The sequence below is a fragment of the Pseudomonas mosselii genome, assembly GCF_019823065.1.
Taxonomy (GTDB): domain Bacteria; phylum Pseudomonadota; class Gammaproteobacteria; order Pseudomonadales; family Pseudomonadaceae; genus Aquipseudomonas; species Aquipseudomonas mosselii.
The window spans coordinates 5,205,088-5,221,430 of sequence record NZ_CP081966.1 but is presented as its reverse complement, the minus strand read 5'-3'; the positions used below and the strand labels follow the sequence as shown (position 1 = coordinate 5,221,430).

Annotated in this window: 14 protein-coding genes and 1 pseudogene; 4 read left to right on the top strand and 11 right to left on the bottom strand. The window is 64.1% G+C overall.

The annotated features are described in order from the left end of the window. Nucleotides 1-27 precede the first annotated feature (27 nt). From K5H97_RS24285 to K5H97_RS24275, 3 genes and pseudogenes are all read right to left on the bottom strand, one after another. Nucleotides 28-1,407 carry an OprD family porin gene (locus tag K5H97_RS24285; RefSeq protein WP_036985906.1) on the bottom strand — a complete coding sequence of 460 codons (1,380 nt, stop codon included), beginning with the start codon at nucleotides 1,405-1,407 and terminating at the stop codon, nucleotides 28-30. Nucleotides 1,408-1,563: 156 nt separating this feature from the next. Continuing rightward, a pseudogene (locus tag K5H97_RS24280) lies at nucleotides 1,564-3,186 on the bottom strand (ABC transporter substrate-binding protein). Between the two features lie 311 nt (nucleotides 3,187-3,497). Next, nucleotides 3,498-4,220 carry an SIMPL domain-containing protein gene (locus K5H97_RS24275; protein WP_028689627.1) on the bottom strand — a complete coding sequence of 241 codons (723 nt, stop codon included), beginning with the start codon at nucleotides 4,218-4,220 and terminating at the stop codon, nucleotides 3,498-3,500. A 201-nt stretch (nucleotides 4,221-4,421) separates the two neighbouring features. Between K5H97_RS24275 and K5H97_RS24270 the strand changes: the two genes are divergently transcribed. Further along, on the top strand, nucleotides 4,422-5,678 hold the full coding sequence (locus tag K5H97_RS24270; RefSeq protein WP_028689628.1) for an ATP-binding protein: 1,257 nt from the start codon (nucleotides 4,422-4,424) through the stop codon (nucleotides 5,676-5,678). Next, complete coding sequence (locus tag K5H97_RS24265; protein WP_028689629.1) at nucleotides 5,678-6,238, top strand: response regulator transcription factor; 561 nt, start codon at nucleotides 5,678-5,680, stop codon at nucleotides 6,236-6,238. The genes K5H97_RS24270 and K5H97_RS24265 overlap by 1 nt, the downstream gene beginning before the upstream one ends. A 119-nt stretch (nucleotides 6,239-6,357) precedes the next feature. Here K5H97_RS24265 and K5H97_RS24260 read toward each other — a convergent pair whose 3' ends face one another. Next, the gene (locus K5H97_RS24260; protein WP_028689630.1) at nucleotides 6,358-6,546 is read right to left on the bottom strand and encodes a hypothetical protein; all 189 of its coding nucleotides are present in this window, start codon (nucleotides 6,544-6,546) and stop codon (nucleotides 6,358-6,360) included. 14 nt (nucleotides 6,547-6,560) lie between these two features. Next, nucleotides 6,561-8,195 (bottom strand): hypothetical protein, encoded by a 1,635-nt coding sequence (locus K5H97_RS24255; protein ID WP_028689631.1) that lies wholly within the window; start codon nucleotides 8,193-8,195, stop codon nucleotides 6,561-6,563. 189 nt (nucleotides 8,196-8,384) lie between these two features. Between K5H97_RS24255 and K5H97_RS24250 the strand changes: the two genes are divergently transcribed. After that, nucleotides 8,385-9,326: an AEC family transporter gene (locus K5H97_RS24250; protein ID WP_028689632.1), complete on the top strand. Its 942-nt coding sequence runs from the start codon at nucleotides 8,385-8,387 to the stop codon at nucleotides 9,324-9,326. Between the two features lie 48 nt (nucleotides 9,327-9,374). Beyond that, nucleotides 9,375-10,730 (top strand): amino acid permease, encoded by a 1,356-nt coding sequence (locus K5H97_RS24245; RefSeq protein ID WP_028689633.1) that lies wholly within the window; start codon nucleotides 9,375-9,377, stop codon nucleotides 10,728-10,730. A gap of 393 nt (nucleotides 10,731-11,123) precedes the next feature. Here K5H97_RS24245 and K5H97_RS24240 read toward each other — a convergent pair whose 3' ends face one another. The 6 genes from K5H97_RS24240 to gatC form a co-directional block, all read right to left on the bottom strand. Then, the gene (locus K5H97_RS24240) at nucleotides 11,124-11,510 is read right to left on the bottom strand and encodes a carboxymuconolactone decarboxylase family protein (RefSeq protein ID WP_028689634.1); all 387 of its coding nucleotides are present in this window, start codon (nucleotides 11,508-11,510) and stop codon (nucleotides 11,124-11,126) included. A 10-nt stretch (nucleotides 11,511-11,520) separates the two neighbouring features. Beyond that, nucleotides 11,521-12,564: a calcium/sodium antiporter gene (locus tag K5H97_RS24235; RefSeq protein ID WP_028689635.1), complete on the bottom strand. Its 1,044-nt coding sequence runs from the start codon at nucleotides 12,562-12,564 to the stop codon at nucleotides 11,521-11,523. Nucleotides 12,565-12,625: 61 nt separating this feature from the next. Then, nucleotides 12,626-13,030, bottom strand: a complete 405-nt coding sequence (locus K5H97_RS24230) for a septal ring lytic transglycosylase RlpA family protein (protein WP_036985909.1) — start codon at nucleotides 13,028-13,030, stop codon at nucleotides 12,626-12,628. Nucleotides 13,031-13,085: 55 nt separating this feature from the next. Beyond that, nucleotides 13,086-14,531 (bottom strand): Asp-tRNA(Asn)/Glu-tRNA(Gln) amidotransferase subunit GatB, encoded by a 1,446-nt coding sequence (gatB, locus tag K5H97_RS24225; RefSeq protein WP_028689637.1) that lies wholly within the window; start codon nucleotides 14,529-14,531, stop codon nucleotides 13,086-13,088. Between the two features lie 11 nt (nucleotides 14,532-14,542). Further along, the gene (gatA, locus tag K5H97_RS24220) at nucleotides 14,543-15,994 is read right to left on the bottom strand and encodes an Asp-tRNA(Asn)/Glu-tRNA(Gln) amidotransferase subunit GatA (RefSeq protein WP_028689638.1); all 1,452 of its coding nucleotides are present in this window, start codon (nucleotides 15,992-15,994) and stop codon (nucleotides 14,543-14,545) included. A gap of 15 nt (nucleotides 15,995-16,009) precedes the next feature. Continuing rightward, on the bottom strand, nucleotides 16,010-16,297 hold the full coding sequence (gene gatC, locus K5H97_RS24215; protein WP_028689639.1) for an Asp-tRNA(Asn)/Glu-tRNA(Gln) amidotransferase subunit GatC: 288 nt from the start codon (nucleotides 16,295-16,297) through the stop codon (nucleotides 16,010-16,012). Nucleotides 16,298-16,343: the final 46 nt, after the last annotated feature.

Sequence of the window (16,343 nt, the reverse complement as noted above, 5' to 3'; positions counted from 1 at the left end):
TGGGGAGTCGGGCCGTGGCGCCAACGGTCAGAGGATGTTGAACGGAATGGTGGTCACGACGCGGAGCTCGTCGAGGCTGCCGTCGGCCTGGGCCTTGCTGGCACGGTGGGCGGTATAGGTGGCGCGGATGGTGGTGTCCTTCAGCATGCCGCTTTGCACCGCGTAGCTGGTGCCGATGCCCCACTCGTAGTGGTTTTCGCCGTCCTGGCCACGGACGTCATAGGCGGTGCCCTTGTAGTGGGTGCCGTCGATGCCCCAGCCGCGGGCGTTGTAGACGTTGAACTTCAGGCCCGGCACGCCATACGGCGCCATGTTCAGCACATAGCTGATCTGCAGGGACTTTTCGTTCGGACCGTTGAAGTCCGACAGCAGGGAGTTGGCCAGGTAGATGCCGTTGGTTTCGTGCAGGTAGTCGAAGTATTCGTTGCCGTTGACCTGCTGCCAGGAGGCGCTGAGGGTATGGGCCTGGTGGGTCAGGCCGAACGACAGGCTGTAGGTGTCGTTGTCGATCTCGCCCATCTTCTTGCTGCCTTCGTCCACGGTCTTGTAGTAGTTCAGACCGGTGGTCAGGCTCAGCACCGCGCTGTCGCCCAGCACGTGGTTGGCGCCGAAGTAGTACTGGTTCCAGAAGTCCTCGACCTTGGTGGCGTAGAGGCTGGTGGTCAGGCTCTTGAGCGGCTGGTAGTTGAGGCCGACGGTGCTGGCGCGGTCGGTTTCCCTGCCGTTGCCGTATTCGCTGCGGAACTTGCTCAGGCTCTGCTCGGTACGCGGCGAGACGCGGTCGAAGGTACCCACGTCGAACGACAGGTTCTCGAACTCGGCGCTATGCAGGAACGCACCCTGGAAGCTCGACGGCAATGCGCGGTTGCCGATATAGGCGATCATCGGCGTGTCGACCGACTGGCGGCCCACGGTCAGCGTGGTGTTGGAGATGCGGGCCTTGACGTTGCCCAGGCCCATCTTGCTCCACTGGCCGATCGGGTCGCCGTCGCTGTGGGTCAGCGTACGGTTGTTCGGGCCGGCCACGGCGGCGCGGCCCTGCTCGAGGGCGATGGCGTTGTAGGCCGCGGCCTCGACGGCGAAGCCCACGGTGCCTTCGGTGAAGCCCGAGCTGTAGTTGAGGATGGTGCCCTGCACCCAGTTGTCACGGCTGTGGGTGTCGTGGCGGGTGCCGTCACCCTTGGTGTACTTCCACAGCGGCGCACGGGTGGCGCGTTCGCGGGCATACCAGTTGCGGGTGCTGCCGGACAGGCTCTGGCCATCGATGAAGCCTTTGGCTTCGGCCTGCTCACTGCTGGACTTGAGCGCGAACGGCACGAAGTCCTGGCTCACGGGTTCGGCCTGGGCGAGGGCGCAGAAGGCGCCGACGGACAAGGCCAGTGCGGTGGTTGTGGTACGAATCAACATGAAAGCTCCCTGATATTTTTTTAGTTATCACCCGACCTTGTGAGCCGGGCTTGTCACGGTGACGCGGTACTGCAGTGTCTGCCTTGGGGTTGCCAGGCAAATCCGGGCTGCACGCGGGCGTGGGAGTGGGTTGCACTCCCACGCCCGCGTGAAGGGTCAATCGATGCTGACGCCGGAGAAAACGTTGCGTCCGAAGGGGCTGACCTTGAAGTCTTTCACGCTGATGCTCAGCGGCTGGTTGACCGTGGAGTGCGCGACCGGAGTGATCGGCACTTGTTGCTTGAGGCGTTGCTGGGCTTGTTCGTAGAGGCTGGTGCGCTGGTCGCGGTCGGTGACCTGCTTGGCTTTCTTGACCAGGGCGTCGTACTGCGGGTCGCACCACAGCGAGTAGTTGTTGCTGCCGATGGCGTCGCAACTGAACAGCGTGCCCAGCCAGTTGTCCGGGTCGCCGTTGTCGCCGGTCCAGCCGATCAGGGCGATGTCGTGTTCGCCGTTCTTCATGCGCTTGAGGTATTCACCCCACTCGTAGCTGACGATCTTGGCGTTGATACCGATCTTCTTCCAGTCGGACTGGAGCATTTCGGCCATCAGCTTGGCGTTGGGGTTGTAGGGGCGTTGCACCGGCATGGCCCACAGGGTGATCTCGGTACCTTCCTAGATGCCGGCTTCCTTGAGCAGTTGCTTGGCCTTCTCTGGGTCGTATGCGGCGTCCTTGATGGTGTCGTCATAGGACCACTGGGTCGGCGGCATGGCGTTGACCGCCAGCTGGCCGGCACCCTGATACACCGACTCGATGATCTGCTGCTTGTTGACCGCCATGTCCAGCGCCTGGCGGACCTTGAGTTGGGACAGGGGGTTCGCTTCGTTGCTGCCCTTGACCTTGTCCATCACGTTGTAGGCGATGTAGCCGAGGTTGAAGCCAGCCTGGTGGGGCATCTGCAGGTTCTTGTCCGCCTTCAGCGGCTCGATGTCGGCCGGCCGTGGGAACAGCGTCACCTGGCACTCGTTCTTCTTCAGTTTTTGCATGCGCACCGAGGCGTCAGTGCTGATGGCGAAGATCAGGTTGTCGATCTTCACTTCCTCGGGATTCCAGTAGTCCTTGTTGCCCTTGAAGCGGATCTGCGCGTCCTTCTGGTATTTGCTGAACACGAACGGGCCGGTGCCGATGGGCTTCTGGTTGATGTCGGCGGGTTTGCCCTGCTTGAGCAACTGGTCAGCGTACTCGGCTGACTGGATCGAGGCGAAGTGCATGGCCATGTTCTGGATGAACGCGGCGTCGACCTGGGCGAGGGTGAACTTCACCGTGTGATTGTCGATCTTCTCCACCTTGGCAATGTTCTTGTCCATGCCCATGTCGGTGAAGTAAGGGAACTCGGTGGGGTAGGCCTTGCGGAACGGCTGGTTCTTGTCGAGCATGCGTTCGAAGGTGAACAGCACGTCATCGGCGTTGAATTCGCGGGTGGGCTTGAAATATTCGGTGGTATGGAACTTCACGCCTTCGCGCAGGTGGAAGGTGTAGGTCTTGCCATCGTCGGAAACCTCCCACTTGGTGGCCAGGCCCGGAATCACCGCGGTGCCGCCTCGCTCGAATTGAGTCAGGCGGTTGAAGATGGTTTCGGCGGAGGCGTCAAAGTCAGTTCCGGTGGTGTACTGCCCGGGGTCGAAACCGGCTGGGCTGCCTTCGGAGCAGAACACCAGGTTGGATGCGGCGAGGGCAGAAGGAGCGCCGGCTAGCAAGCCTGCGCCTAACAGGAACGGAATGACTGCGTGTTTGAGCATGGTGGCCTCATTGTTGTCATTTTTCGAATTGAGGCGGCCTCGTGAGCCGACCTGCGGATACTAATGCAGGGGGTGTTCCCAATGCAACACTCAGCAGGATGGTTGGCGCCAAAATTGTGGTACGGACGTACATGGATGTCGCATCCATATAACTTTGGCGAATGTTGATCGTTTGCGTGGGTGAAAAGGGCGAAAATTTCAGGATGTTTCGCACTTTATGCGGCAAGCAGATGCACCCGTTTGGTGCGTAGGAAAGGTCTGAAACCGTTGTCCGAGACGTTCTGCACGCCTCGAACATCCGGTTGGGTGGGTCAAGGGACCTGAACTTCGATCAGGCCATCGGCGCTCATGCTGACTTCGCTGGTGCCGGCTTCGATATCCGGTGCCGGCGCAGCCTCGTCGGCGGCGCCCTTGGCCATCATCGCCATCGGCGCGCTGCGCAGGTACGGACGCGGGTAGCCGCTGCTGTTGAGGTTTAGGCTGACCACCTTGTAGCCTTTGCCGCCCAAGGCCTCGGTGGCCAACTGAGCGCGTGCCTTGAAGGCGGCGACGGCATCCTTGAGCAGCTCGTCCTCGTTGCTCTTACGCGTGGCCGGGGCGATGGAGAAGTCCATGCCGCCCATTTTCAGGTCCTGCAGCAGCTCGCCAGTGAGCTTGGACAGGGCCGGGAAGTCGGCTCCCTCCAGGCGCAGCTCGGCGCGCTCGCGCCAGCCGGTGATCTTCTGGCCCTTGGTGTCGTAGATCGGGTAGCTGTTGCGGCTGCCCTGGCTGATCTTCACATCCTTGACCTGGCGGGCCTGCTGCACGGCCTTGTTCATGGTCTCGGTGATCTCCTTGGCGAGCTTGCCCGGGTCGCTGTTCTGGGCTTCGCTGTACAGCGTCACGACCATCAGGTCGCGCGCCACTTCCTTGCTGACTTCGGCGCGCAGCGACACCTGGTTGTAGCGCGGCTCGTCGGCCGCCAGGGCCGGCAGGTTGGCGAGCATGCCGCAGGACAGGGCAACAGCGGCGGCGCCGCGACGGGAAATGTGCATGTGGAGCTCCTTGGCAAGGTAAGGCGTGGATGAGGACATCCGTTCCACGCATGGCCGATCAGACCGGCAACAGTGTAGTGGGTTCAAAAATGCCATCATGAGTCTGTGACAAAGTGTGGCGCTTTGCCGCATCGCTGCAGCGAGGCGCCCGGCTTCGGTATACTCCAGCCGATTTTCCTGGAGCACTCATTGGGAGAGCTCATGCTCGCCGTCGCACAACCGTTGTCCGCTACACGCCAGAACCTCTGGCGCCTGACCTTTATTCGCATTCTCGTGCTGGCGGCCCAGGCCGGCTCCGTGGGCGTTGCCTACTGGACCGAGCTGCTGCCGTTGCCGTGGTTCTCGCTGGCGGTGACGCTGGCCCTGTCATCGCTGCTCTGTGCGTTCACCGCCCTGCGCCTACGCCTGTCGCTGCCGGTCACCGAGCTCGAATACGCGCTGCAGCTGGCCTGCGACCTGCTGATCCACAGTGCGCTGCTTTATTACTCGGGCGGTTCGACCAACCCCTTCGTCTCCTATTATCTGGTGCCGCTGGCGATCGCCGCGGTCACGCTGCCGTGGCTCTACTCGTTGGTGCTTTCGGGCATCGCCCTGGTGGCCTACAGCCTGCTGCTGGTGCAGTACTACCCGCTGGAAACGCTGCCGCTGGCCCGCGACACCATGCAGGTCTATGGCATGTGGCTGAGCATCGCCCTGGCCGCCGGGGTGATCACCTTCTTCGCCGCGCGCATGGCCGAGGAGCTGCGCCGCCAGGAGAACCTGCGCGCCGAACGCCGTGAAGAAAGCCTGCGCGACGAGCAACTGCTGGCCGTGGCCACCCAGGCCGCCGGCGCCGCCCATGAGCTGGGCACGCCGCTGGCGACCATGAGCGTGCTGCTCAACGAGATGCGCCAGGATCATGCCGATCCTCTGCTGCAGGAGGACCTGCAGATCCTCCAGGACCAGGTCAAGCTGTGCAAGGAGACCCTGCAGCAACTGGTGCGCGCCGCCGAGGCCAACCGGCGCCTGGCGATCATCGAGCAGGATGTCACCGCCTGGCTCGACGAGGCACTCAACCGCTGGCACCTGATGCGCCCGGAGGCCAGCTATCGCTTCCAGCGCCTGCGCGATGGCGTGGTGCCGCGGCTGACACCGCCGCCGGACCTGACCCAGGCGCTGCTGAACCTGTTGAACAACGCCGCCGATGCCTGCCCGGATGACCTGGAAGTGCGCCTGGACTGGAACGCCCAGGACATCGTCATCAGCATCCGCGACCATGGCCCGGGCGTACCGCCGGCCATCGCCGAAGCCATCGGCAAACCCTTCATTACCACCAAGGGCAAAGGCTTTGGCCTGGGCCTGTTCTTGAGCAAGGCCAGCGTGACGCGTGCGGGCGGTTCGGTGAAACTCTATAGTCATGAGCAGGGTGGCACCCTGACCGAATTGCGCCTGCCCCATGGCAAGCGAGGAGATGCATGATGAGCGAAGAAAACCAGGTTGAAGGCGAAGAGCTGCCGCACCTGCTGCTGGTGGACGACGACGCCACCTTTACCCGAGTGATGGCGCGAGCCATGGCCCGTCGCGGGTTCCGCGTGAGCACCGCGGGTTCTGCTGAAGAGGGCTTGAAGCTGGCTGAGCAGGACCTGCCGGACTACGCCACGCTGGACCTGAAGATGGAAGGCGATTCGGGCCTGGTGCTGCTGCCCAAGCTGCTGGAGCTGGACCCGGAGATGCGCGTGGTGATCCTGACCGGCTACTCGAGCATCGCCACGGCGGTCGAGGCGGTCAAGCGCGGGGCCTGCAACTACCTGTGCAAGCCGGCGGACGCCGACGATGTACTGGCGGCGCTGCTTTCGGAGCACACCGACCTGGACACCCTGGTGCCGGAAAACCCGATGTCGGTGGATCGCCTGCAGTGGGAGCATATCCAGCGGGTGCTGAGCGAACACGAAGGCAACATCTCCGCCACGGCGCGGGCGCTGGGGATGCACCGGCGCACGCTGCAGCGCAAGTTGCAGAAGCGCCCGGTACGGCGCTGAAGTCCACTGGGGACGCTGCGCGCCCCATCGCCGGCAAGCCGGCTCCCACAAGGATCACCGATGCCCTGTGGAAGTCGGCTTGCCGGCGAAAGGGCCACGTAGTGGCCCCCAGCGTTTTGTCAGGCTTTCCCTTTCGAGCGGTCAACCCGCACCGCCAGCTGCCCAGCCCCCGATGGCGCCTCGAACGCCACCTGTCCCCCCGCCGGCACTTTCGCCCGGCCAATCACCTTGCCGGCACGCAGCAACTCCAGCGGCATGCCCTCCATCGACTGGCCCGAAGCCAGTTCCAGTTTGACCTTGATATTCATCGGTGACCTCCTTGTCACGCGTTGCGATCGATATAGAGCGTGGTCTTGCCGTCCAGGCTGGCAATCAGTTCCGGTGAACCGCCGCGGAACTGGCGGAACAGGTTGCGCCCGCGTTGCTTGCCGTCCGTTGGCACTTGCACGCTCGGGTGGAACTGATCGGTCAACTCGACATAGGCACTCCACGGGCCGATGTACGACTCATTGAGCTGGTCGGTGACGCTGAAGGCGTAGCGCACCGCGTTGCCCCGTTGCCAGTTCAGGCCATCGGGCTCGCGGCGCTCCCAGCCGGTGATCGCTGGCGAGGTGCCCGGGGCATCGATGAAGCCGGTGGGCTTGTTCGGCTTGTAGTCCTTGAGCAGCAGGTAGGTGCTCCAGCCCCACCAGTCGCCGATGCGGGTGCGATCGTTGAGGTCGTTGACATCCTTGCGCCGCAGTACGGTCTTGCCGTCTTGGAAGTACAGCGGGGCGAAGTTGCCGGGCACCAGGTCCTGCTCGGCGGCCCGCAGGTCGGGCGCCAGGCGCAGCGCCGCGAAGTCCTTCGCCGCCGGCGCGCGGCCTTCGGCGAAGGCCTGGAACACCTCGTCGGCCGACCGTTGCACGGCGCGGCCCACCTGGCGACGGTTGGCCACATCGACGCTGTCGAAGTAGCGCTTGTCGCCGTAGGCGCGCCATTGCTCGCCTTCGGCATTGCGCACGGCCAGGCCGTACTTGCTGTCCTCGTCGTGCATGAAGCGCGAGATCAGCGAGCCGACGTCACTCGGCGTGACGGTATCGGCCAGGGCCTTGCGCGGCACCCGCAGGTGGCCGGCGGAGAACAGGTCGGTGAGGAAGTGGTCGGCGAAGGCGTTCATCGCATAGGCCAGTTGCAGGTCGCGCTCCTCGCCGCTGGCGCGGGCTTTGAGCGCCTGCTGCAGGGCGGCGGCGTGGCCGGCCTGGTAGGCCGCCAGCGCCCAGGGGCCGAAGTGGTCCCAGTTGCTGGCGGCCAGTTTCAGGTAGCGGCCCAGGGGGAACAGGTCGGAGGCGAAGCTGCCGCCCCCGGTGATGCGGTTCCAGCGCGCCGACAGGCTGTCACCCAGCGCGTCATAGGCCTCGTGGGGCTGACGGCCGTCCTTGATAGCCTGGTTGGCGGCACCGATTTCTTCCTGCATGACCGCAAGGATCTGTTCGGCTTCCGCCTTGGCCGCTGGCAGGCGCGCCAGGGAGTCGAAGGCCTGGGTGAAGCGCTCGACCCGTTCGGCGTCGTTGACGCCATCGGCGATTGGGCGCTCGGGCAAACCGTAGAAGTCGCCGCCCAAGGCAATCACCTGGCCATAGGTCAGGCTCAGGCCGTTGGGCAACGGCAGCGGCGACTGATGGGCGGGGATACCCGGTTGACCCGCTTCAAAGCGCAGCAGGGTGTTGTCGCCGATGGCGGTGTGTTCGCCGCCTTCGAAGAACAGCTCCGGCCCGCGCCGTGCGGATGGGCCGCGTGCCGGTGGCGGCGCAAGGCGGTGATACTTGACGGTATGGTGGCCATGCATGACCAACATCAGATGGCTGTCGGGGCCGGGCAGGGCGACGCCCTGTTCCTCGAACAACTGCTCGAGGTCGGCGACCACCAGCGTTACCTGGGCCTTCGCGGCGACAGGCAGAGTGTGCATTCCTGACATGATTTGCTCCTTGCAATGTCTGGATCGTCCATTTTTATACTGTATATATATACAGTAATTCTTACTATATTCAGGAAAATTCCTACGTCAAGATCTCTTTGTGCGGGCATCTGGCTACTGTGGCGGGCGCAACTCCCCGGCACTCACGTATGATTGCGCCCTTGACGGTAATTCCCGGGAACACGTTGCATGCTTGCCCTTCTTATCCAGACACTGAACATCACGGCCCCTGTGTTCGCCATGCTGTTCATGGGCGTGCTGCTCAAGCGCATCCGCTTGATCGACGACAACTTCAACCGGGTCGCCTCGAAGCTGGTGTTCAACGTGTGCATGCCGGCGCTGCTGTTCCTCGGCATCTACCATGCCGACCTGGCGTCTGCGGTGAAACCTGGGGTGATCCTCTACTTCGTGGTTGCGACGCTGGCGTGTTTCGGCCTGGCCTGGGGCTTGGCGATCTGGCGCTGTCCGCGGGCGGACCGGGGCGTCTACACGCAGGGCGCATTTCGCGGCAACAACGGCGTGATCGGCCTGGCACTGGCGGCCAGCCTGTATGGCGACTACGGTATATCCCTCGGCGCGCTGCTGGCCGGGCTGGTGATCCTGCTGTACAACTCGCTGTCGACGGTGGTCCTGGCGGTGTACAGCCCGGACCTGAAGTCCGACCCGTGGAGCATCTGCAAGAGCATCCTCAGCAACCCGTTGATCATCAGCGTGCTGCTGGCCACGCCCATGGCCTACGGTCAGGTGCCGCTGCCCAACTGGCTGCTGACCTCGGGGGACTACCTGGCACAGATGACCTTGCCGCTGGCGTTGATCTGCATCGGCGGCACCCTGTCACTGACGGCGCTGCGCGACAGTGGCCGGTTGGCCATCGATGTCAGCCTGGTGAAGATGGTCTGGCTGCCGGTGCTGGGAACGCTTGGCGCCTGGTTGTGCGGTTTTCGCGGTGCCGAGCTTGGCATCCTGTTCCTCTACATCGGCAGCCCCACCGCGGCGGCCAGTTATGTGATGGCGCGGGAAGCCAACGGCAACCATGAGCTGGCGGCGTCGATCATCGTGATCACCACGCTGATGGCCGCCGTCACCACGAACATCGGGATTTTCTTCTTGCAATGGGGTGGATGGATCTAGTCCATTGCAAGCAAAACCAATAACACTGCCTCACCTAAAGGACACTTCATGCAAGACCAGAGCACGCCCGAGCGCTTGCAGCGCGGGCTGAAGAATCGCCATATCCAGCTGATCGCGCTGGGCGGGGCCATCGGCACCGGGCTGTTCCTGGGCATCGCCCAGACCATCCAGCTGGCCGGCCCGTCGGTGTTGCTGGGCTACGCGATCGCCGGCCTGATGGCCTTCCTGATCATGCGCCAGCTGGGCGAGATGGTGGTCGAGGAGCCGGTCGCCGGCAGCTTCAGCCACTTTGCCCACCAGTACTGGAGCGAGTTCGCCGGTTTCGTCTCGGGCTGGAACTACTGGGTGGTCTACGTGTTGGTCGGCATGGCCGAACTCACCGCGGTGGGCATCTACGTGCAGTACTGGTGGCCGGACTTCCCCACCTGGGCTACGGCGGCGATCTTCTTCGTGGTGATCAACGCCATCAACCTGACTCAGGTGAAGGTATACGGCGAAATGGAGTTCTGGTTCGCCCTGGTCAAGGTGGTGGCGATCGTCAGCATGATCGGTTTCGGTGCCTGGCTGCTGACCAGTGGCCACGGCGGACCGGATGCCAGCGTCGCCAATCTGTGGCAGTACGGTGGCTTCTTCCCCAATGGCGTCACCGGGCTGATCATGGCGCTGGCGGTGATCATGTTCTCGTTCGGTGGCCTGGAGCTGGTGGGTATCACCGCCGCCGAGGCGGCCAACCCGCGTGAGAGCATTCCGAAGGCCACCAACCAGGTGGTCTATCGCATCCTGATCTTCTACATCGGCGCGCTGGCCGTGCTGCTGTCGCTGTATCCGTGGCAGAAGGTGGTGCAGGGCGGCAGTCCGTTCGTGATGATCTTCCACGAACTGGACAGCGACCTGGTGGCGACGATCCTCAACGTCGTGGTGCTGACCGCCGCGCTGTCGGTCTACAACAGCTGCGTGTACGCCAACAGTCGCATGCTGTTCGGCCTGGCCACGCAGGGTGACGCGCCGCGCCAACTGCTCAAGGTCAGCCGTCGTGGCGTGCCGCTCACCGCGCTGGGCGTGTCGGCCTTCGCCACCGGCCTGTGCGTGGTGATCAACTACCTGATGCCGGGTGAGGCCTTCGGCCTGCTCATGGCTTTGGCGGTGTCGGCGTTGGTGATCAACTGGGCGAGCATCAGTATCACCCACTTGAAATTCCGCAAGGCCAAGCTGGCGGCAGGTATCCAGCCGTTCTACCGTAGCCTGGGGCATCCGCTGACCAACTACCTGTGCCTGGCGTTCATCGTGCTGATCCTGGTGGTGATGTACCTGACGCCGCCGATTCGTATTTCGGTGATGTTGATTCCGGCGTGGATTGCTGTGTTGTGGGTAGCGTTCCGGATCAAGAAGGCGCGGCAGGCCTGATTTTATCTAGTTCGGTTTCGGGATGCTTATGGTGTCCTGAAGCCGAGCAGGCTTGGATGACGTAATATCGTCATTCAAGTCTATTTTCAATCTTTCGGTTGCCATCACAGGCAGTCAAAATATTGCCAACTGTCTAATCTCCAAATTCGCATCATTTGATCTTGATCTTGCTTCTAAATGCGCGATAGTTCAGGCGACGCCAATTGCGACTTCAGGAGGCCGAACGCAGGCCTCCTGAAGTCGCGAAGGTACGAGCGGCGCCTGGACTGGCGCAGCTGTCGCTAGTGGACGGGGTGGTTAATCTTCTGATCGCCAAGCTGTATGGATCACCCACATGGGTTACACAGTAGTTCACCCACATAGGTAACAGTCACGAGGCCAGGGCGCCCGCCCTTAATCGCTAGAACTCGCCTGATAGCTATCAATCACTTCCTGCGCCGCCCGAAACGCATCAATCGCCGCCGGCACCCCGGCATACACCGCGCAATGCAGCAGCGCCTCGCGGATCTCCTCAACGGTGCAACCGTTGTTAAGCGCCCCGCGTACATGCCCCTTGAGCTCCTGCGGGCACTTGAGCGCGGTCAGGGCCGCCAGGGTGATCAGGCTGCGGGTCTTCAGCGGCAACCCGTCACGGGCCCAGACACTCCCCCAGGCATGCTCGTTGACGAAGTCCTGCAGCGGTTGAGTGAACGCAGTCGCGTTGCCCAGGGCGCGATCGACGAAGGCATCGCCCATCACCTGGCGGCGAATGCCTTCGCCGGTCTGTTTCGTGTCAGCCATGTTGTTTTCCTTAGTGTTGGCGGCGCCAGGCGCGGGCCGTGGTGTACAGCAGCACGACCCCGAGCACGGGCATCACATAGAACAGCATCAGTCGTTCAAGGCGTCCGGCCAGCGGCATGCCAGTGGTGAAGGCCACCACATGCAGGCCGTAGGCCAGGTACAGGCACAGGAACACCAGGCCTTCGGCGCGGGTGACCCGGTAGCCGGAATAGAACACCGGCAGGGACAGGGCGGCGACGCCGAGCATTACCGGCAGGTCGAAGTCCAGGGCGTTGGGTGAGATCGACAAGGGCTCGGGGGTGATCACCGCCGTGAGCCCCAGCACCGCCAGCAGGTTGAACAGGTTGCTGCCGATCACCGTGCCCACGGCGATCTCCCGTTCGCCACGCAGGGCCGCGATCAGCGCGGCGGCCAGCTCCGGCAGCGAGGTGCATACGGCCACCACGGTCAGGCCGATGATGCGTTCGGACAGGCCCAGGTCGGTGGCCACCTCCACCACCGCCTCGAGCAACAGGTGGCCAGCCAGGCTCAGAAGGACCAGGCCCACGACGATCTGCAACACCGCAGCGCTCCAGAAGCGCAGCGGGCTGGCATGCAGGGTGCTCGGCGCGGGGTAGGTGCGGGCGTAGTGGCGCGACTGATGCCAGAGCATGGCCAGGTAAGCCAGCAGGCCGAGCAGCAGCAGGCCACCTTCCAGGCGCCCCAGCTGGCCGTTGAGCGCGAGCAGGTACACCAGGGCGCTGGCCAGGATCATCAGCGGGATGTCCAGGCGCACCAGTTGGCGCGACACGCGCAGCGGAATGATCAACGCCGCCAGGCCGAGAATCACTAGCACGTTGAAGATGTTGCTGCCCACGACACTGCCCACCGCCACGTCCGGTGCGCCCTGGTAGGCGGCCTGCAGGCTCACGGTCAGCTGTGGCGCGGTGCTGCCGAAGGCCACCAGGCTCAGGCCGATGATCAGCGGGCGCACATGCAGGCGACCGGCCAGGCGCAGGGCGGCGCGCACCAGCAGTTCGGCGCCGATGATCAGCAGCACGAGGCCCAGGCCCAGTTGCAGCAGGCTGAAGGCGGGAAGGGTGGCCAGGTCGAAAATGGCGAGGGCTCCAGTCAGGTCAATCGCTCAGACCTTGTACCCGGACTCGCGCGGTTCCGCTACGGAGCATGCCGATTTTTTCTGCGGCGGCGCGTGACAGGTCGATCAGCCGGCCTCGGGTATGCGGGCCGCGGTCGTTGATGCGCACCACGACGCTGCGCTGGTTGGCAAGGTTGGTGACCAGCACCTGGCTGCCGAAGGGCAGGCTACGGTGGGCGGCGGTGAGGCCATGCTGGTTGAAGGGTTCGCCGCTGGCGGTGCGTTTGCCGTGGTGGCGGGCGCCGTAGTAGGAGGCGGTGCCGGTCTGGTCGTAACCGCGAGGGTCGATGTCATGGCTGGCGCAGCCGGCCAGGAGCGAGAAGAGGGTGAGGGAGGTGATGGCGCGTCTTAGCAAGTCGGATGCTCCGCTGTTGCCGCTGATCATCGCGGGGCAAGCCCGCTCCCACTGGCGTGGGAGCGGGCTTGCCCCGCGATCGGGATCACCCTTCGAGCTTGGCCTTGAGCAATTGGTTCACTTGCCCCGGGTTGGCCTTGCCTTTCGAGGCTTTCATCGCCTGGCCGACGAAGAAACCGAACATCTTGCCGCGCTTGGCCTCGTCGGCGGCGCGGTACTGTTCGACCTGTTCGGCATTGGCGGCGAGCATCTCGTCGAGCATCTTGTCGATCGCGCCGGTGTCGGTGACCTGCTTGAGACCTTTGCTTGCGATGATGCCGTCGGCATCGCCTTCACCGGCGGCCATGGCCTCGAACACGGTCTTGGCGATCTTGCCGCTGATGGTGTTGTCGCGAATGCGCAGCAGCATACCGCCGAGGTGCTCGGCGCTGACCGGCGACTGGTCGATCTCGACGCCCAGCTTGTTCAGCAGGCTGCCCAGTTCGACCATGACCCAGTTGGCGGCCAGCTTGGCGTCGCCGCCAATCTTCACCACTTGCTCGAAGTAGTCGGCCTGCTCGCGGCTGGAGGCCAGCACGTTGGCGTCGTAGGCCGACAGACCGTACTGGCTCTGGAAGCGCTCGACCTTCTGCGGCGGCAGCTCCGGCAGGGCGGCGCGCACGCTGTCGAGGAAGCTCGGCTCGATGACCACCGGCAGCAGGTCCGGGTCGGGGAAGTAACGGTAGTCGTTGGCTTCCTCCTTGCTGCGCATGGAACGGGTCTCGTCCTTGTTCGGGTCGTACAGGCGGGTTTCCTGCACCACCTTGCCGCCGTCCTCGATCAGGTCGATCTGGCGCTGGATCTCGCTGTTGATCGCCCGCTCGATGAAGCGGAACGAGTTGACGTTCTTGATCTCGCAGCGGGTGCCGAACTCGGTCTGGCCTTTCGGGCGGATCGAGACGTTGCAGTCGCAGCGCAGCGAGCCTTCGGCCATGTTGCCGTCGCAGATGCCCAGGTAGCGCACCAGGGCGTGGATGGCCTTGACGTAGGCCACTGCCTCTTTGGCGCTGCGCATGTCCGGCTCGGAGACGATTTCCAGCAGCGGGGTGCCGGCGCGGTTCAGGTCAATGCCGGTGGCGCCGTTGAAGTCTTCGTGCAGGCTCTTGCCGGCGTCTTCTTCAAGGTGCGCGCGGGTCACGCCGATGCGCTTGATGGTGCCGTCTTCCAGGGCGATGTCCAGGTGGCCCTTGCCGACGATCGGCAGGTCCATCTGGCTGATCTGGTAGCCCTTGGGCAGGTCGGGGTAGAAGTAGTTCTTGCGCGCGAACACGTTGCGCGGCCCGATCTCGGCATTGATCGCCAGGCCGAACATGCACGCCATGCGCACGGCTTCCTGGTTGAGCACCGGCAGCACGCCGGGCATGCCCAGGTCGACCAGGCTGGCCTGGGTGTTCGGCTCGGAGCCGAAGGTGGTGGCGCTGCCGGAGAAGATCTTCGACTGGGTGGCGAGCTGGGTATGAATCTCCAGCCCGATCACAACTTCCCATTGCATGTGTGAACTCCTCAGAAGCCGTTGGGGGCGCGGGTGTGCCAGTCGGTGACTTGCTGGTAACGGTGCGCGATATTGAGCAGGCGGCCTTCCTGGAAGTACGGGGCCAGCAGTTGCACGCCCACCGGCAGGCCGTCGACGAAGCCGGCCGGCATCGACAGGCCCGGCAGGCCCGCCAGGTTGGCGGTGATGGTGTAGAGGTCTTCAAGGTACTCGGCGACCGGGTCGCCTGCCTTGGCGCCGATCTTCCACGCCGGGTTCGGCGTGGTCGGGCCGATGATCACGTCGACTTCTTCGAAGGCGCTCATGAAGTCGTTCTTGATCAGGCGGCGGACCTGCTGCGCCTTGACGTAGTAGGCGTCGTAGTAGCCGGCCGACAGGGCGTAGGTACCGACCATGATGCGCCGCTGCACTTCGGCGCCGAAGCCTTCGCCACGGGATCGCTTGTACAGGTCGGTGAGGTCCTTGGGGGCCTCGCAGCGGTAGCCGAAGCGCACGCCGTCGAAACGCGACAGGTTGGAGGAGGCTTCCGCCGGGGCGATCACGTAGTACGCCGGGATGGCGTGCTGCATGTTCGGCAGGCTGATTTCCTTGACCACCGCGCCGAGCTTCTCCAGCTCCTTGACGCTGGCCTGGACCAGGTCGGCGATGCGCGGGTCGAGGCCGGCGCCGAAGTATTCCTTCGGCAGGCCGATGCGCAGGCCTTGCAGCGAGGCATTCAGGTTGGCGCTGAAGTCCGGCACCGGCTCGTCGACCGAGGTCGAGTCCTTGGCGTCGAAGCCGGCCATGCCTTGCAGCAGCAGGGCACAGTCCTCGGCGGTGCGGGCCAGCGGGCCACCCTGGTCGAGGCTCGAGGCGTAGGCGATCATGCCCCAGCGCGACACGCGGCCGTAGGTCGGCTTCAGGCCGGTGAGGTTGGTCAGCGCCGCCGGCTGGCGGATCGAGCCGCCGGTGTCGGTGCCAGTGGTGGCCGGCAGCAGGCGCGCGGCCACGGCGGCGGCCGAGCCACCGGACGAGCCGCCCGGCACGTGCTCGAGGTTCCACGGGTTCTTCACCGCGCCGTAGTGGCTGGACTCGTTGGCCGAGCCCATGGCGAATTCGTCCATGTTGGTCTTGCCCAGGGTGACCATGCCAGCCTCGGCCAGCTTGGCGACCACGGTGGCGTCATACGGGGCGGTGAAGTTGTCGAGCATCTTCGAGCCGCAACTGGTACGCACGCCGTTGGTGCAGAACAGGTCTTTGTGGGCGATCGGCGCGCCGAGCAGCGCACCGGTTTCACCGGCGGCGCGACGGGCGTCGGCGGCGCGCGCCTGCTCCAGGGCCTGGGTCTCGGTGACGGTGATGAAGCTGTTGAGCTGCGGGTCGAGCTGCTTGATACGCGACAGCAGGGCGCCGGTCAGTTCTTGCGAGGAGAACGACTTGTCGGCGAGGCCACGGGCGATCTCGGCCAGAGTGAGTTGATGCATGGCAGGCGCTATCCCTTAATCGATGACTTTCGGAACCAGGTACAGACCGTTCTCGGTCGACGGAGCGACGGCCTGGTAGCGGTCGCGCTGGTTGCTTTCGGTGACCTGGTCGGGACGCAGGCGCTGGGTGGTCTCCAGCGGGTGGGCGAGGGGTTCCACGCCGGTGGTGTCGACGGCTTGCATCTGGTCGACCAGCCCGAGAATACTGTTCAAGGCATCGGTGGTGCGTGGCAATTCGCCTTCATTCAGGCCCAGGCGGGCCAGATGGGCGATCTTTTCCACGTCGGAGCGTTGAAGCGCCATGGGGATCTCCAGGAAAACGACAGACGGAATGAGTCCGCAAATGAGG